The sequence below is a fragment of the Blautia sp. HA9023 genome (assembly GCF_056504095.1).
The window spans coordinates 1-17,680 of the sequence record NZ_JBWLUR010000007.1; the positions used below are offsets into that span (position 1 = coordinate 1).

The window sequence follows — 17,680 nt, forward strand, 5'->3', positions numbered from 1 at the left end:
CTAACCGTAAGGAGGGAGCTGCCGAAGGCGGGACCGATGACTGGGGTGCAAGTCGTAACAAGGTAGCCGTATCGGAAGGTGCGGCTGGATCACCTCCTTTCTAAGGAAATTGGATACAGTAGGCTGTGCAAACGGCTGAATCAATCCAACTAAAACGGAAAAAGTAGAGAAGATGTGTTTTACTGTTTAGCTATCAAGCTGAAAGATTTCTGGTGCCGATGCGGTTGGGGGACACACCCGTTCCCATCCCGAACACGACGGTTAAGACCCAATCGGCCGATGGTACTGCACTGGAGACGGTGTGGGAGAGCAGGTGGGCGCCAGATCAAAAAAGAAAAACAGGGGAACCTGATGAGAATAGATGCTGGTTTTACCAGTGATCAGAGTTTATAAGAAAAGATATTATAAGTTCTGAATGGCTGATAAAACATCAGTCAGCATTGTACCTTGAAAACTGCATACATGAGATTTGATTAAGTTAATCAAATATCCTTAAACGCAAAGTATTAAGAAATTAATGCAAACGCAAAGATAGGAAGACATCGATTTATCTGTTATTGAACAGAGTAATCAAACACCGTTGTAAAACGCGAGAGCGTGATACAACAGAGAATCAAGAGACCGCATCACCTACGCTAGGGTGATGAAGCGAAAGGTCAAGCAATAAGGGCACAGGGCGGATGCCTTGGCACTAAGAGCCGATGAAAGACGTGATAAGCTGCGAAAAGCTTCGGGGAGGAGCAAATATCCCGTGATCCGGAGATGTCTGAATGGGGAAACCCGCATGAGCAGACCTCATGCATCCATACGCCAATCCATAACGTATGGAAGGGAACCCGGGGAACTGAAACATCTAAGTACCCGGAGGAAAAGAAAGAAACATCGATTCCGTAAGTAGCGGCGAGCGAACGCGGAGGAGCCTAAACCGGTGTGCGTGCATGCCGGGGTCATGGACTGCATTTAAGATTCAGTAAGGTTAACAGAACGGTTTTGGGAAAGCCGGCCAGAGAGGGTGAAAGCCCCGTACGTGAAAACCAGGCTGACTGAGCAGGATCCGGAGTACCACGAGACACGAGGAACCTTGTGGGAAGTAAGGGGGACCACCCCCTAAGGCTAAATACTACTTAGTGACCGATAGCGCATAGTACTGTGAAGGAAAGGTGAAAAGGACCCCGGGAGGGGAGTGAAAGAGAACCTGAAACCCTGTGTCTACAAGCTGTGGAAGTGCCATATGAGCACAACCGCGTACTTTTTGTAGAACGGTCCGGCGAGTTACGCTTACTGGCAAGGTTAAGTCCTCAAGGGATGGAGCCGAAGGGAAACCAAGTCTTAACAGGGCCAGAGTCAGTAGGAGTAGACCCGAAACCGGGTGATCTATCCATGTCCAGGTTGAAGCTGCCGTAAGAGGTAGTGGAGGACCGAACCCACATCCGTTGAAAAGGGTGGGGATGAGGTGTGGATAGGGGAGAAATTCCAATCGAACCCGGAGATAGCTGGTTCTCCTCGAAATAGCTTTAGGGCTAGCCTCGGTGTGAGTCTTGCGGAGGTAGAGCACTGAATTTCCTAGGGGGCGTCAAAGCCTACCGAAGAATATCAAACTCCGAATGCCGTGTAGATATCACCGGGAGTCAGACTGCACGAGATAAGTTGGGCGGTCAAAAGGGAAAGAGCCCAGACCTACAGTTAAGGTCCCAAAGTGCGCGTTAAGTGGAAAAGGATGTGGGATTTCGAAGACAACCAGGATGTTGGCTCAGAAGCAGCCATACATTCAAAGAGTGCGTAATAGCTCACTGGTCGAGAGGTCCTGCGCCGAAAATGTCCGGGGCTGAAACGCGCCACCGAAACTAAGGAATCCGTAAGGATTGGTAGAGGAGCATTGCATATGGGAAGAAGCAGTACCGTAAGGAGCTGTGGACTATATGGAAGAGAGAATGCCGGAATGAGTAGCGAGATAGAGGTGGGAATCCTCTAGGCCGAATATCCAAGGTTTCCAGGGTAAAGCTGATCTGCCCTGGGTGAGTCGGGACCTAAGGTGAGGGCGGGAGCCGTAGCCGATGGACAACAGGTTGATATTCCTGTACTGCAGTATAACAGAACTGTGGGGACACGTAAGGAGAGCGGGAGCCGGGAATGGAAAGCCCGGTACAAGCGAGGTACCAGTATGGTAGGAAAATCCGCCATGCAATGGGAAGACGTGATGTGGAGTGAAATATAGTAACGAAGCCCGTGAGCCATGCGTCAAGAAAAGCCGCTATTGTTTATATTGTACCCGTACCGTAAACCGACACAGGTGGATGAGGAGAGAATCCTAAGGCCGGCGGAAGAAGTATTGCCAAGGAACTCGGCAAAATGGCCCCGTAACTTAGGGAGAAGGGGTGCCTGCGAGAGCAGGCCGCAGAGAATAGGCTCAAGCAACTGTTTAGCAAAAACACAGGTCTATGCGAAACCGAAAGGTGAGGTATATGGGCTGACGCCTGCCCGGTGCTGGAAGGTTAAGAGGAGAGGTTAGTGGTAACACGAAGCTTTGAATTTAAGCCCCAGTAAACGGCGGCCGTAACTATAACGGTCCTAAGGTAGCGAAATTCCTTGTCGGGTAAGTTCCGACCCGCACGAAAGGCGTAATGATTTGAGCGCTGTCTCGGCAATACATCCGGTGAAATTGAAGTGCCAGTGAAGATGCTGGCTACCCGCGCCAGGACGGAAAGACCCCATGGAGCTTTACTCCAGTTTGGCACTGGGGTCCGGTGTTGCATTGTACAGGATAGGTGGGAGGCTGAGAGATAGTGACGTCAGTTGCTATGGAGCCGCTGTTGGGATACCACCCTTGTGATATTGGGCTTCTAACCAGCCGCCGTGAACCGGCGGTGGGACAATGCCAGGCGGGGAGTTTGACTGGGGCGGTCGCCTCCGAAAGGGTATCGGAGGCGCCCAAAGGTTCCCTCAGAATGGACGGAAACCATTCGAAGAGTGCAAAGGCAGAAGGGAGCTTGACTGCGACACCGACGGGTGGAGCAGGTACGAAAGTAGGGCTTAGTGATCCGGTGGTATTAAGTGGGAATGCCATCGCTCAACGGATAAAAGCTACCCTGGGGATAACAGGCTTATCACTCCCAAGAGTTCACATCGACGGAGTGGTTTGGCACCTCGATGTCGGCTCATCGCATCCTGGGGCTGTAGTAGGTCCCAAGGGTTGGGCTGTTCGCCCATTAAAGCGGTACGCGAGCTGGGTTCAGAACGTCGTGAGACAGTTCGGTCCCTATCCGGCGTGGGCGCAGGATATCTGAGAGGAGCTGTCCTTAGTACGAGAGGACCGGGATGGACGGACCGCTGGTGGACCGGTTGGCTTGCCAAAGCCATGGCCGGGTAGCCAAGTCCGGAAGGGATAAACGCTGAAGGCATCTAAGCGTGAAGCCCCCCTCAAGATGAGATATCCCATTCTTATGAAGTAAACCCCCTTGAAGACGACGAGGTAGATAGGGCAGAGGTGGAAGTGTGGTAACACATGGAGCTGACTGTTACTAATCGGGTGAGGGCTTGACCAAGAAACGCAGGTTAAGAATTGATTCAAAGAGTTTGATTAACAATCAATAAGCATGTATGTAGTTTTTAAGGTACAAACCTTAATAAATATTCCTCCTTAGCTCAGTCGGTAGAGCATGCGGCTGTTAACCGCAGTGTCGTTGGTTCGAGTCCAACAGGGGGAGCATGGTGCCATAGCCAAGTGGTAAGGCAAAGGTCTGCAACACCTCTATCCCCGGTTCAAATCCGGGTGGCACCTCTTAGAAAGCCCTGGAAAGATGAATTTCCAGGGCTTATTTTTCCTATAAAAATGTATTTGCTGAAGACCGTGAAGACAGACTTCTGAAAAATCGGACAGCATCCGGAAAGGATGCTGTCCGACAGATCAGGAATTTTTTTCTGTAAGCAGGATTCTTTTACGGTTATAAACCAGATGAAGGTACATGGCATCTTGGGCACGCAAAGCATCATGTTCTGCAATGGCATCTGCGATTTCACGATGTGTTTCAATTGTTTCTTCATGCAGAGCGCCACTGGTTGATTCGACAAATAATGGAATAGAACTGTTAATTACAGGAATCAGCCGCGGAACAACAACATTTTTGCTGCTCAGCGCGATCGCTGTATGAAATTCAATATCTTTCTGGGTATGGTCCGCATGTTTTTTTAATAATGCTTCAACATCATCACAAAGTGTGGTGATTTTTTTTATATCTTTTTTATTGGCGCGGGTGGCAGCCATTGCTGCAATAGAGGGTTCAAGCAGAAAACGGACTTCAAGAAGGTCATGGATCAGCTTCTGCTTGTTGCCGATAAAAGTTAATCCCAGCGGATCTTCCACCATTCCCGGAGATGATGCGATATAAGTTCCGGATCCCTGACGGATCGTCACGATATTTCTGGAAGCAAGAAGCTTCATTGCCTCGCGGACAGAGCTTCTTCCGGCATTCAGACGTTCGGATAGAACCGTTTCATTAGGCAGCTTGTCTCCAGGCTGCAGATTTTCCTTTAAAATAAATGCGATGATGTCTTCCGATAATTTTTGCGGAAGACTTTTTTCTTCTGATGACGAAATCATCATATGAGTTTCTCCATTTCTATTCGTTATTTCTTTTTATATTTTCCTTATATCTATAATAATTCCTTTAAACTATAATGTCAAAACGACAAAATACACAAAAAATAAGACGATAATTTAGATAAAATTACAGTATTGCGTTTTTGACAGAATGAATATATCATAAATACATCAGATGAATTGAAGCAAAAACAAAGAAAATCAGCACAATTCAAAAGAAAAAACAGCAGAAAGGTCAGATGTATTTAACGAAAAGTAAAACATCGGATGAATTAAGGAGGCAAAAGCAGAAAAAATGGAAGAAACAACATTTACAGCAGATCCAATGAGATTGATGCTTGCTGCAGCAGTGGGAATTGTGATCCTGCTGGTGCTGATCATCAAATTTAAACTACATCCGGTTCTGTCAATGATGATTTCAGCGATCATCATCGGTGCAGGTGCCGGAATGCCACTGGAAATGATCTCAGACACAGTAGAAAAAGGTGTTGGAAAGACATTACAGGGAATCGCACTTCTGGTAGGACTGGGTTCCATGTTCGGCGGAATACTGGAAGTGAGCGGAGGCGCTCAGAGAATAGCGGAAACACTGATCGACAAATTCGGTCAGAAAAAAGCCGGTTGGGCACTGGGACTTACCGGACTGGTGATCGGTACAACCGTATTTTTTGAAGCAGGTGTTGTAGTACTGATCCCACTGGTATTCAGTGTTGCAAAGCAGACAAAAAAATCCACACTGTATTATGCAATCCCACTTCTTTCAGGTCTTGCCAGCGGATATGCTTTTGTACCGCCTTCTGCGGGATCTGTACTGGTTGCCAATGCACTTGGCGTAAACTTGGGAACTATGATCATGGTTGGAGTTCCAACTGCACTGATCTGTATGCTGGTTTCAGGAATTATCTGGGGAAATCTGGTTGGAAACAAAATTTTCACTGAACTTCCGGCCAATGTGGAAGAGATCAAAGATGATGGAAAAGAGTTGCCGCCATTTGGTCTGGTGCTTGGCGTGATACTGATCCCGCTTGTTCTGATCCTTCTCAGTACTGTATCTAAATACATGCCAATTCCGGCAGGAATACAGAGTTTTCTCGGATTTATCGGAAAACCGTTTCTGGCACTGACTATCGCAACGCTTGCAGCAATGTATTTTCTTGGAATCCGTCGTGGCTTTACCGGTACACAGTTAAAGAAAATACTGGATCATTCACTGAGACCGGTTGGAATGATCCTTCTGGTCATCGCCAGCGGCGGAGTGATCCGATGGATGCTTCAGGATTCCGGCCTTGGAAATATTATCGGACCGGCCCTGGAAAAAAGCGGTCTTCCGCTGATCCTGATCGCGTTTCTGATCGCAATCCTGGTAAGGGCATCTGTAGGAAGCTCCATTGTGGCAATGACCATGGCATCAGGAATCATGGCGACTATGCCGGCAGTAATGGATACAAGCATGCTTTACAGAGCTGCTATGTGCTGTGCGATCTGCGGTGGTGCAACTGCACTGAGTCATGTAAATGATGCCGGATTCTGGCTGGTAAGTACTTTCCTTGAGATTGACGAAAAAACGACATTAAAATCCTGGACGATCATGGAAACACTGATCGGTGTTACAGCACTTGTTGTAGGCTTTGTTATTTCAATTTTTGCATAGGAGGCAGAGCGTAATGATAAAGATACCGGTTTATTTAAGAGACATGTATGATGCAAAGCATCTTGTACAGGCTGCATCCGGCTGCCGGAAGGATGTGGAACTGATCTGCGGAAGATATATCGTAGATGCAAAGTCCATGCTGGGAGTATTCAGCCTTCCTACATTTGATAATGTGGAAATCGGAGCAGAAGAAGAGGATGTAAAGGAACTTAGAGAAAAGCTGGAAAATCTGAATCTGATCAGAGAATAGGAAATGGAGGAAAAAATCATGAAGTTAGTAAGTCAGGAAATGAGAAAGCTTGCACCGGAGCTTGATCCGCTGCGCCTTGGAACAGGATGGAAAAAAGAAGATCTGGGAAAGGTTCAGGTCATGGTGGAAAGCACTTATGGTGACAGCCATCCGGGAAGCGGACACCTGAACATCCTTGTGGAAGAAGTTCGTAAAGGAATCGCAGAAGAAGGTGGTTTTGGTGCACGCTATAACTGTACCGATATCTGCGATGGTGAAAGCCAGGGAACAGACGGAATCAACTACAGCCTGGCAAGCCGTGAAATGATCGCAAACATGATCGAGATCCATGCAAATGCAACACCATTTGATGCCGGTGTATATCTTTCAAGCTGTGACAAGGGTGTACCGGGAAATCTGATCGGACTTGCAAGAGTAAATATCCCTTCCGTATTTGTTCCGGGCGGAACCATGAATGCGGGACCTGAGATGCTGACCCTTGAGCAGCTGGGAATGTACAGTGCAAAGTTTGAGCGTGGAGAGATCGACGAAGAGAAGCTTGACTGGGCAAAATGCAATGCCTGCCCAAGCTGTGGAGCCTGCTCCTTTATCGGAACAGCTTCAACAATGCAGATCATGGCAGAGGCACTTGGACTTACACTTCCTGGTACAGCTCTGATGCCGTCAACAAGCCCGGATCTTCTTGCTTTCGCAAGAGAGGCAGGAAGACAGGCAGTAAGGATCGCACAGATGGAAAATATGCGTCCTTCTGATATCGTAACTATGGACAGCTTTGAGAATGCGATCCTTGTACACGCTGCAATCTCCGGAAGTACAAACTGTCTGCTTCACATTCCGGCGATCGCACATGAGTTTGGCATTGAGATCACAGGTGATACCTTTGACAGACTGCACAGAAATGCAAGATACCTTCTGGATGTACGTCCTGCAGGACGCTGGCCTGCTGAGTGCTTCTATTATGCAGGTGGTGTACCGGCGATCATGGAGGAAATCAAGGAACATCTCCATCTGGATGTGATGACAGTTACAGGAAAGACTCTCGGAGAAAACCTTGAGGAGCTGAAGAACAACGGATTTTATGAGAAATGCGACAAATGGCTTCAGGAATTTAACAAACGTTACAATGTAAACCTTACAAAGGAAGATATCATCCGTCCATATGACAAGGCGATCGGAACCGACGGAAGCATCGCTGTTCTCCGTGGAAACCTTGCACCTGAGGGAGCTGTGATCAAACACACCGCATGCCCGAAGGAAATGTTCAGATCCGTTCTCCGCGCAAGACCGTTCGACAGTGAAGAGGAGTGTCTGGATGCAGTTCTGAAGCATAAGGTTCAGAAAGGTGATGCAGTATTCATCCGTTACGAGGGACCAAAGGGAAGTGGAATGCCGGAGATGTTCTACACATCTGAGGCGATCAGCAGTGATAAAGAGCTTGGAAAGAGTATCGCACTGATCACAGACGGACGTTTTTCCGGAGCATCTACAGGCCCTGTTATCGGACACTGCAGCCCTGAGGCTGTTGACGGTGGCCCAATCGCACTTGTTGAGGAAGGCGACCTTATTGAGATCGACGTTATGGAAAGAAAGCTGAACATCATCGGGATCGCAGGCGAAAGAAAGTCTATGGAAGAGATCGACCAGATCCTTGCCGAGAGACGTAAAAACTGGAAGCCAAGAGAACCAAAATACAAAAAAGGCGTGCTGAGACTTTTCAGTGAGCATGCTGCAAGCCCAATGAAGGGAGCCTATCTGGAGTATTGATCATGAAACATAAATTTATTACTCTCGGCGAGATCATGCTGCGTCTGACACCGCCGGATTATGAAAAAATCAGAACAGCAACAACCTTTGAGGCAAGATACGGGGGAAGCGAGGCGAATGTAGCCCTTTCCCTGGCAAATCTTGGAATAGATGCTTCGTTTTTTACGGTAGTTCCGGACAACAGTCTTGGAAAAAGTTCTGTACGTATGATGAGAAGCAATGATGTGAATTGTGACAGTGTGGTTTATTCCACAGCGGAAGAAACTCCGACACACCGTCTTGGAACCTATTATCTGGAGACCGGCTACGGGATCCGCCCCAGCAAGGTAGTTTACGACAGAAAACATAGCGCTTTTTCCGAGTATGATTTCAGCAAAACAGATGTGAAAAAAATGCTGGAAGGATATACATGGCTGCATCTGAGCGGGATCACACCTGCTCTTGGAACAAAATGCAGGGATCTGATCTTAAACTGCCTGAAGGCAGCAAAAGAAATGAACATGACCGTAAGCTTTGACGGAAATTTCAGAAGTACGCTGTGGACCTGGGAAGAGGCCAGAGATTTCTGTACACTTTGTCTTCCATATGTAAATGTCCTTTTCGGGATCGAGCCGTACCATATCTGGAAAAATGAAGAAGACCACAGTGCAGGGGATGTAAAGGATGGAATCCCGTTTCAGCCGGATTTTGAACAGCAGGAAAAAGTGTTCCGGGCATTTGCGGACAGATATCCGAATATAAAATGCATTGCAAGACATGTCCGTTTTGCACATAGCTGCAGTGAAAACAGTCTTATGGCATATCTCTGGTTAAACGGAAAGACTTACAAAAGCAAGCGCCTGACCTTCCACATTCTTGATCGTGTCGGTGGCGGAGATGCATTTGTAAGTGGGATCATCTATGGCCTTATGAATGAGTATACACCGGAAGATACCGTGAATTTCGGTGTTGCTGCCAGTGCTGTGAAGCATACGATCCATGGTGATGGAAACATTACCGATGATGTATCTATGATCAGACAATGTGATGGAAATGAACTTTGATATAAAAAGATAAAAAGGAAGGGAAATTCAGATGAAAGAGATAGCAGAAAAATTTCAGAAATTTGGTGTGGTTCCGGTTGTAGTGCTGGAAGATACAAAAGATGCAGTACCGTTGGCGAAGGCTCTGGTTGAGGGCGGCCTTCCATGTGCAGAGGTGACATTCCGCACAGAAGCAGCAGAAGAGTCTATCCGTTTCATGGCAGAGCAGTTCCCGGAAATGCTTGTGGGAGCAGGTACCGTACTTACAACAGAACAGGTAGACGCGGCTGTTGGCGCCGGAGCAAAATTTATCGTAAGCCCGGGCTTTGATTCTAAGATCGTAGACTATTGTCTGGAAAAAGACATTCCTGTTTTTCCGGGATGTATCACACCATCTGAGGTTGCGCAGGCAGTGAAAAGAGGTCTTAAGGTAGTAAAATTCTTCCCGGCAGAACCGGCAGGCGGAATTTCAATGATCAAGGCTATGGCAGCTCCTTATACAGGAATCCGTTTTATGCCTACCGGCGGGATCAATGCGAAAAACCTTGAGGACTATCTTTCCTGTGACAAAATCCTCTGCTGCGGCGGAAGCTGGATGGTAAAAGGAGATCTTGTGAAGGCAGGAGAATTTGACAAAATAAGAGAACTGACAGCAGAAGCAAAAAAGCTTGCGGATTCCATAAGAAAGTAATCAAACTTAATACACATATTCAATAAAAAAAGCAGAACCCTGCACAACCAGGCAGAGTTCTGCTTTTTTGTCAATTATTGTGAAAATAGATCAATGAAGCAGGATCGGCAGAAGCTTTTTCCGCTTCAGCTGCCAGATCAGCTGCAGGATCCGCAGAAGGTTTCCGAAGATCCATTCGGTAAAGATAAAAGATCCCACCGAAGAAACCGGGAATCAGTCCGGCGTATCCACCGGCACATAAGATCACAGTCAGCTTCACCATCAGTTCTGTCTGAAGTTCCAGACAAACAAGTAATCCTGCAAGAATTCCGGCTACACTCCATCCAGCTGTCAAAAGTGCAAGAAAAACAGCTGGCGCAGGGGCCTTTTTTAAATTTTGATCTAAGTGATTCCACAGTACTTTATACATAATCCATTCCTGCCACTCAAAATGTGATTAAACATACTCACATCGAGATAATGCGGATTCTCACGAATACCGCTTACTGTTTCTTTGTGTATGTTTTTGAGTAACCGGAGTTATCTCTACTCACAGATCCTAAGTACACTCCACAGTCGTTAATTCCCGAAATAGCCTTCGGTACATACTCACGTTTGCGGGATCATGCAACTTCGTAAGTCTCTGCATCTCTCAGATTCAATGCTGCATTGAGATCTCTGTCCTCAATATATCCACATGTGCATCTGTAGATCCTGTCTGAAAGTTTCAGATCTTTTTTAATACAGCTGCAGCAGTGGCAGATCCTGGAAGATGGATACCATCGGTCAACTACCCTTAGTTCGATTCCATATTCAGCACATTTTGTTTTCAATTTTGTCCGGAATTCATAGAATTTCTGGGACGCAACTGCTTTTGAGAGATGCCGGTTCTTCATCATCCCGGATATGTTCAGATCCTCAATCGTTATATGAGACGGCTTGGTTTTCACTATCTCAGATATTACCTTGTTGATATGATCTGTACGGATATTTTCTATCCGATGATGAAGTTTCTGTACTTTAAGCTTTTGTTTGCATATATTTGCTCTTTGAGTGGTCTCTCCTTTCTTTAAGCTCTCATATTTACGGGAAAGCTTTCGCTGTGCCCGTCTTAATTGTTTCTCAAGTTTTCTAATCCGTGCTGTTTTATTGATATTTCTGTATACAGTTCCATTTGACACAACTGCAAAGTCTTTCAGCCCCAGATCAATTCCGATCCCATCAGTGAAATTTCCATCCGCTTCCGGAGCAGGTATATCGACAAGTGCAGACACATAATATCTGCCTGCTTTCATGGAAACTGCCCCGCTTCGGATCACATATCCATCCTTAGAGGTCGGAATGTAACCTTTTTCTTTCAGCCTTACCCAGCCAAGTGTTGGGATCTTGATCCTGTGACGTTCACAGAGACAGTCTTTGGGATTATTCTTTACAAAATACATTTTTACATCAGATCTTCCTTTTTTCTTATATCTCGGGAAACTACTCTGATGATGAAAAAATCTTGAAAAAGCGGTACAGGCATTTTCGATTGCATTCTTTATCGATTTGGAACTGACTTCTCTGATCCAGAAATATTCCGGATGCCTTGGAAGGTATTCATTGTTCAGCCATACACTGAACGACTTGCCGCTCATAAATCTTTCACCGGCATCATAACGTTCTTTATTATGAAACAGGTAGAAATTATAAATATATCTGCATGTGCCGATTGTCTTATGTATTTTGATCTTCTGCTCTTCTGTAGGATTGATCTCTGTCTTGAAGCTCTTCAGCAATCTCCTCATCCTTTTCTATCTGTTTTTTATACTTACGAAGTCCATATAATCTACAGGAAAACACATGAAGGATGGAAATAATATCCTGTATAAGTTCTTCCTGTGGTGACAGTTCTTCATTGTTTACCACCAGTATCGTTGTGTGGAATTTCATGCAGAATCTTTCAAACCAGTCGTATCCAAAACGGATAAATCTGTCTTTATGCGTGATCACTATGGTTTTGACCTTCTGCTCCATGACTTCGTCCAGTAATCCATTCCATTTCTTGCGGTTATAATTAAGTCCGCTTCCATAGTCTTCAATGCACTGGTCTACGATCATTCCTTTGGCATTACAGAACTGACGCAGAAATGCTGTCTGATTTTGAAGATCATCCCTTTGGTTTTTTGTAGATACTCTTGCATAAATAACAACTTTTCGTTTATCATGTTCTATATTTATACCTTTAAATTGAAGATACTGGTCATATGTGTAATAACGCCTGTCTGTTGGAGTTCGGTTTGCTTTTAAGATTCCCTCTCTGTCCCATCTCTGAAGCGTTTTTACAGAAACACCTAATAATTCAGCAAAATCTTTTGGTTTATAATTTGTGATATTTGATGTGTCCATAATATACCTCCATAAGTATATTTAAACACATTTAATATCTTTTTACAATATATTTAGTTACTTATATCATCCTCCTGTTTTTCTGGAATTATACTTCTGCTGTTGTCAGCAACAGTCAGCTATAATATTGATTTCCTTTATTTGTCTGTATTATAGAAAAGAAATGTAAAATACAAATGCGCAGGAATGAAAAATCTTTGTAAAATATAAGTAGAAATTGCATTTTGAATTAAGAACCGATATACTTATAAATATAGTTATTAATAATATTCGATCACAGCCGAAAACATTTTTCTACAGCTGTGATACGTGAGCGAGAGAATTAAAAGGGGGCAGATAAAAGCCCCCTGAAATCATATAGAGAGTAAAGAGGAGGGGTGGAAATGGAGCATACGGAAGAATATGTGAAGCTGGAGAATGTATCCAAAATCTATGGCTCAAAAGAAGTGAAGATCATAGCTGTGGATGAGATCAGCTTCCGGATAAAAAAAGGAGAATTTGTGGTTGTGGTAGGACCAAGCGGTGCCGGAAAGACAACGGTGCTGAATATCCTGGGCGGAATGGATAAGGCCACATCCGGCAATGTCTGGATCGATGGAAAAAATATTGCAAAATATACAGACCGGCAGCTGACCGGATACCGACGGGAGGATATTGGATTTGTATTCCAGTTTTATAATCTGGTGCCAAATCTGACTGCATTGGAGAATGTGGAGCTTGCTCTTCAGATCTGTAAGGATCCTCTGGATGCTAGGACAGTTCTGGAGGAAGTAGGGCTGAGGGAGAGACTGACCAATTTTCCGGCACAGTTATCCGGCGGTGAGCAGCAGAGAGTTTCCATAGCCAGAGCGCTGGCGAAGAATCCAAAGCTTCTGCTCTGTGATGAACCTACAGGAGCGTTGGATTATCAGACCGGCAAGGCAATCCTGAAGCTCCTTCAGGATACCTGTAGGGAACGGGGCATGACGGTTATTGTCATTACTCATAACTCTGCATTGACACCTATGGCCGACCGTGTGATCAAGATCAAAAACGGCAAGGTTTCCAGGATGACTGAAAATGCACATCCCACACCAGTGGAAGAGATTGAATGGTAGGTGACGGAATGAAGGCATTACACAAAGATTTCTGGATGGAGATCCGGAAAAGTAAAGCACGTTTTATCTCGATCTTTCTGATCGTGGCACTGGGTGTTGCATTTTTTTCCGGGATCCAGGCGTCTTCTCCGGATATGAGATATTCCGGAGATGCTTATTATGAAGCAGCAAAGCTGATGGATCTGAAGATCCAGGGAACCCTGGGACTGACTCAGCGTGATGTAAAAGCGGTATCGGATATTGACGGTGTGGAACTGGCTGAGGGCAGCTACTCTACGGATGTTATGAGTGGAGAGGACGATGCCAGGAAGGTTCTTCATCTGGAATCTATCAGCAGCAATTTTAATCTGCTTACAGCAGATGAAGGAAGGATACCGGAAAAAAGCGGCGAGATTTTTCTGGACAAGCCATTTGCAAAGAATCGGGGGTATAAAATCGGGGATACCATATCTGTCAGTGAGGATGGAGACAGTGAGCTTTTGAAAAAAACAACCTATACAGTTGTGGGAATCGGAAGCAGCCCTCTTTATATTTCATTTAACAGAGGAAATACGACTCTTGGATCGGGTGAGGTCAGCGGCTTCGGATACATTCTTCCTGAGGATTTTGAACAGGAAGCTTTTACCCAGATCTATATTATGGTTCATGAATCTGGGGATGTGATCAGCTATACCGATGCTTACGACAATCTTATCAAAAAGATCCGGAAACGCGTGGAAGGTATCGAAAAAGAACAGTGCAGCCTGCGCTACGAGGAGATCGTCGCAGAAGCCAATGAAAAACTGGATGATGCCAGAAAAGAGCTTGAGGACGGAAAGAAGGAATCAGAGGAAAAACTTGGCGACGCGAAGAAAAAGCTGGATGATGGGCAGAAGAAGTATGGGGATGGAAAAAAAGAGTACGAAGATGGAAAACAGCAGCTCAGTGATGCAAAAAAGGAGCTGACCGATGGAAAACAGCAGCTTGCTGACGGAAGAAAACAGATTGAAGATGGATGGTCTCAGCTTAACAGCGCAAAACAGCAGGTGGAAGACGGTCTGTCCCAGTTAAATGCTGCCAGATCCCAGCTTGCTGACTCCGAAGCACAGATAAATGAGAAGCAGTCAGAGCTGACTGCCGGATATGAACAGCTGACTGCCGCAAAACAGCAGGTAAGTGACGGCGAGGCCCAGCTCCGGGAAGCGGAAAAAACACTGGAAAGCAAACAGGCTGAGCTTGACAGTGGAAGAGAACAGTTGGAAACGGGAAAGAATACGATCAAAGAAACAAAGACTGCTCTCACCGGTCAGAAAGAACAGTGTGAGGCAGGACTTGTACAGGTTTCCGAGGGCGAATCCCAGATCAATTCCAGTGAAGAAGCCCTTTCCGGGCAGCAGGCACAGCTGGATGAATTGACCAGCCAGAAAGAGGCATTAAGCAGTCAGGCGGCGGAGCTGCAGGCGCAGTATGACGCCGGTGCGGAAGCAGGAAAAACCGAGGAAGAGCTGGCGGAGCTTTCCACGCAGATCCAGACTTTAAATGGTCAGATCAGTGCAATGGAAGAACAGATAAATGCCGGTCAGGCCCAGATCGACGGGGCGCAGGCAGAGCTTACTGCAAAAAAATCAGAGCTGGCCCAGACAAGAGCTGAACTGGAGAGCAGCCTAGGTCAGATCAATGAGGGTTTCAGCCAGATCAAAGAACAGGAAGAGACACTTTCCGGGACAGAGGCACAGCTGAATGAAGGCCAGGAAGAACTGGATAAAGGGAAAAAAGAACTGGAAACAAAGAAAGCAGAGCTTTCCGCGGCAAAAGAAGAAATTGCGGCAAACCAGGCAACTCTGGATGATGGCCAGAGCCAGCTGGATTCGGCCAGAGCCCAGCTCAGCGCAGGGCGGCAGCAGCTGGAGGAAAAACAGGCCCAGTTAAATGCCGGTCAGGCAGAAATCCAGGCCAACACAGAAAAGCTTACCAGCAGTCAGGCAGAACTGGATGCAAATGAACAGAAGCTCCTGGATGGTGAAAAAGAGATCCGGGAAAATGAACAGAAATTAAAAGACGCCAAAAAAGACCTGGAGGACGCAAAAAAGAAGCTTTCCGATGGAAAGAAAGAATATCAGGACGGCAAAAAAGAAGCCGATGACAAAATTGCGGAAGCCCAGCAGAAGATCGAGGATGCCCAGAAAGAGGTGGATGATATTGAAACACCGGAATGGATCATCTCAGACCGCAATGACCTTCCGGAATATTCGGATTTTGGTGATAACGCAGAGCGACTGAAAAACATCGGAAAGGTTTTCCCGATGATATTCTTCCTTGTAGCGGCTCTGATCAGTCTTACCACGATGACACGAATGGTGGAGGAACAGCGAACCCAGATCGGAACCATGAAAGCGCTAGGATACGGAAAAGCATCCATTGCATCCAAGTATCTCAGCTACGCATTTCTGGCTACAGTAGGCGGAAGTATCGTAGGAGTACTTTTCGGAGAAAAGGTTCTTCCGTTTATCATTATCCAGGCGTATGGAATCATGTACTGGAATATTGGCGATCACATGCAGCTGGATTATGAGTTACAATATGCACTGATCGCTTCCGGGGCAGCGGTGATCTGTACTATGGGCGCTACACTGTTTTCTTGCGCAAAAACCCTGGCAGAAACACCGGCATCTCTGATGCGTCCGCCTGCACCGAAAGAAGGAAAACGGATCCTTATTGAACGGATCAGCTTTATCTGGAAGCATCTGAGCTTTTCCTGGAAATCATCCATGCGAAATCTTTTCCGTTATAAGAAACGTCTCTTTATGACGATTTTCGGAATTGCGGGAAGCATGGGACTGATGCTTGTAGGATTCGGACTTTATGACTCCATTATGGATATTGCGATTCTCCAATATGACCAGATCCAGCACTATGATGCCATGGTGATCAATGATGAGGATGCCACAGACAGCCAGGAAAAGGATCTTCTGAAATTCCTGGACGGAAACAGCAAGATCGATCACTATACCCGTGTGCAGCTCACCAAGATGACGGCACCAAAAGAAAAGGGAAGTGTCAGTATCTATGTGTATGTTCCGGAAAATACGGAAAATTTTAAAGAGGATGTAACATTACGTGACAGAAAGTCCCACGAGCAGTATGAGCTTACCGATGATGGAGCGGTGATCTGTGAAAAAACGGCTTCTCTTATCGGTGTGAAAGCAGGAGACAAGATCACCCTGGAGAAAGACAACAGAAAGTATAAAGTAAAGATCACTGCTGTCACAGAGAACTATATGGGACATTACGTTTACATGACCCCATCCTGCTATGAAAAAACATTCGGGGAGAAACCGAAGTATTCAAGTACAGTATATACTATGAAAGAGGATGCAGAGAGTGATCTGGAAACTCTTGGAAATGCGATCCTGAAATATCCGGCAGCTTTAAGTATCAGCTATACAAGCAGCACAGCAGGTCAGGTAGAGCGAATGCTGGGATCCCTCGGAGCGGTGATCTGGGTCCTGATCATTTCTGCCGGAATGCTGGCATTTGTGGTACTGTATAATCTGAACAACATCAATATCACAGAGCGGCAGAGAGAGCTTGCAACATTGAAGGTCCTGGGATTTTATGATGGCGAGGTTTCCCAGTATGTATTCAGGGAAAATATCCTGCTGTCCTTCATAGGGATTCTGGCAGGCGCAGTGTTCGGAATCTTCCTCCACCGGTATGTGATCACAACCGTTGAGGTAGATGCGGTGATGTTCGGAAGAAATATCAAGCCACCAAGCTTTATCTACAGTGGAATCATCACCTTTGGATTCTCCATGTTTGTAAATATGGTGATGCATTTCAAACTGAAAAAGATTGACATGGTAGAGTCGCTGAAAAGCGTAGAATAAAATACGGAAATGAGAAGAAGGCCTGCATACAGGGAAATATGTGAAATCCCCGGAAATGCAGGCCTCCGTCTTGACAAAAAAAGAAAATTTCATTATAGTAGGAACATGGTAAAGGCGTTGAATAAGAGGAGTATGCAGGAATACGCTGACAGAGAGAGATGCACGGACGCAGAAGGAGCGCAGGCTGGAAGGCATTTTCAGATGGAAGACTGCAGAAGGTAGCTTAGGAGCCGGGAGACTGAAGGCAATAATTTCTGGGAGTGCTATAAGAACAGACACAGAAGCTGCTGCGTAGGTTTTCACGTACCCCGCGTTAAGGGATAAGAGATAGACGGGAATAACAGATAAGATAGTTTTCCCGGATAATGAAGGTGG

At 45.9% G+C, this 17,680-nt stretch carries 11 protein-coding genes, 2 tRNA genes and 3 rRNA genes; 12 read left to right on the plus strand and 4 right to left on the minus strand.

Annotated features, from left to right (window positions below; translation table 11 throughout):
• From AC04Q6_RS09765 to AC04Q6_RS09785, 5 genes are all read left to right on the plus strand, one after another.
• Window positions 1-100, plus strand: a 16S ribosomal RNA gene (locus AC04Q6_RS09765); the annotation flags it as partial.
• Window positions 101-208: 108 nt separating this feature from the next.
• A 5S ribosomal RNA gene (rrf, locus tag AC04Q6_RS09770) occupies window positions 209-326 on the plus strand.
• A gap of 328 nt (window positions 327-654) precedes the next feature.
• Window positions 655-3,542, plus strand: a 23S ribosomal RNA gene (locus AC04Q6_RS09775).
• Between the two features lie 89 nt (window positions 3,543-3,631).
• Window positions 3,632-3,704: transfer RNA gene (locus AC04Q6_RS09780), tRNA-Asn, on the plus strand.
• A gap of 3 nt (window positions 3,705-3,707) precedes the next feature.
• Window positions 3,708-3,778 (plus strand) — tRNA-Cys (locus AC04Q6_RS09785).
• A gap of 126 nt (window positions 3,779-3,904) precedes the next feature.
• Here the strand turns inward: AC04Q6_RS09785 and AC04Q6_RS09790 are convergent.
• On the minus strand, window positions 3,905-4,597 hold the full coding sequence (locus AC04Q6_RS09790) for a FadR/GntR family transcriptional regulator (protein ID WP_173733878.1): 693 nt from the start codon (window positions 4,595-4,597) through the stop codon (window positions 3,905-3,907).
• 295 nt (window positions 4,598-4,892) lie between these two features.
• On the opposite strand from AC04Q6_RS09790, the gene AC04Q6_RS09795 reads away from it, so the two are divergent.
• The 5 genes from AC04Q6_RS09795 to AC04Q6_RS09815 are packed head-to-tail and all read left to right on the plus strand — an operon-like array spanning window position 4,893 to window position 9,975.
• On the plus strand, window positions 4,893-6,248 hold the full coding sequence (locus AC04Q6_RS09795; RefSeq protein ID WP_021650730.1) for a GntP family permease: 1,356 nt from the start codon (window positions 4,893-4,895) through the stop codon (window positions 6,246-6,248).
• Window positions 6,249-6,261: 13 nt separating this feature from the next.
• Window positions 6,262-6,498, plus strand: a complete 237-nt coding sequence (locus AC04Q6_RS09800; protein ID WP_059085314.1) for an HPr family phosphocarrier protein — start codon at window positions 6,262-6,264, stop codon at window positions 6,496-6,498.
• Between the two features lie 18 nt (window positions 6,499-6,516).
• Window positions 6,517-8,262 carry a dihydroxy-acid dehydratase gene (ilvD, locus tag AC04Q6_RS09805; protein WP_044961044.1) on the plus strand — a complete coding sequence of 582 codons (1,746 nt, stop codon included), beginning with the start codon at window positions 6,517-6,519 and terminating at the stop codon, window positions 8,260-8,262.
• A 2-nt stretch (window positions 8,263-8,264) separates the two neighbouring features.
• The gene (locus AC04Q6_RS09810) at window positions 8,265-9,305 is read left to right on the plus strand and encodes a PfkB family carbohydrate kinase (RefSeq protein WP_476389664.1); all 1,041 of its coding nucleotides are present in this window, start codon (window positions 8,265-8,267) and stop codon (window positions 9,303-9,305) included.
• Between the two features lie 31 nt (window positions 9,306-9,336).
• Window positions 9,337-9,975, plus strand: coding sequence for a bifunctional 4-hydroxy-2-oxoglutarate aldolase/2-dehydro-3-deoxy-phosphogluconate aldolase (locus tag AC04Q6_RS09815; RefSeq protein WP_118071103.1), 639 nt, complete (start codon window positions 9,337-9,339; stop codon window positions 9,973-9,975).
• Window positions 9,976-10,045: 70 nt separating this feature from the next.
• On the opposite strand, the gene AC04Q6_RS09820 is transcribed toward AC04Q6_RS09815, so the two are convergent.
• The 3 genes from AC04Q6_RS09820 to AC04Q6_RS09830 form a co-directional block, all read right to left on the minus strand.
• Window positions 10,046-10,384, minus strand: coding sequence for a hypothetical protein (locus tag AC04Q6_RS09820; RefSeq protein WP_118071102.1), 339 nt, complete (start codon window positions 10,382-10,384; stop codon window positions 10,046-10,048).
• A gap of 193 nt (window positions 10,385-10,577) precedes the next feature.
• Window positions 10,578-11,741: an RNA-guided endonuclease InsQ/TnpB family protein gene (locus AC04Q6_RS09825; RefSeq protein ID WP_118071101.1), complete on the minus strand. Its 1,164-nt coding sequence runs from the start codon at window positions 11,739-11,741 to the stop codon at window positions 10,578-10,580.
• Window positions 11,671-12,327 carry an IS607 family transposase gene (locus AC04Q6_RS09830; protein ID WP_178087496.1) on the minus strand — a complete coding sequence of 219 codons (657 nt, stop codon included), beginning with the start codon at window positions 12,325-12,327 and terminating at the stop codon, window positions 11,671-11,673. The genes AC04Q6_RS09825 and AC04Q6_RS09830 overlap by 71 nt, the downstream gene beginning before the upstream one ends.
• 398 nt (window positions 12,328-12,725) lie before the next feature.
• On the opposite strand from AC04Q6_RS09830, the gene AC04Q6_RS09835 reads away from it, so the two are divergent.
• Window positions 12,726-13,439 (plus strand): ABC transporter ATP-binding protein, encoded by a 714-nt coding sequence (locus AC04Q6_RS09835; RefSeq protein WP_021977039.1) that lies wholly within the window; start codon window positions 12,726-12,728, stop codon window positions 13,437-13,439.
• Window positions 13,433-17,305 (plus strand): FtsX-like permease family protein, encoded by a 3,873-nt coding sequence (locus AC04Q6_RS09840; protein WP_118071099.1) that lies wholly within the window; start codon window positions 13,433-13,435, stop codon window positions 17,303-17,305. The genes AC04Q6_RS09835 and AC04Q6_RS09840 overlap by 7 nt, the downstream gene beginning before the upstream one ends.
• Window positions 17,306-17,680 lie beyond the last annotated feature (375 nt).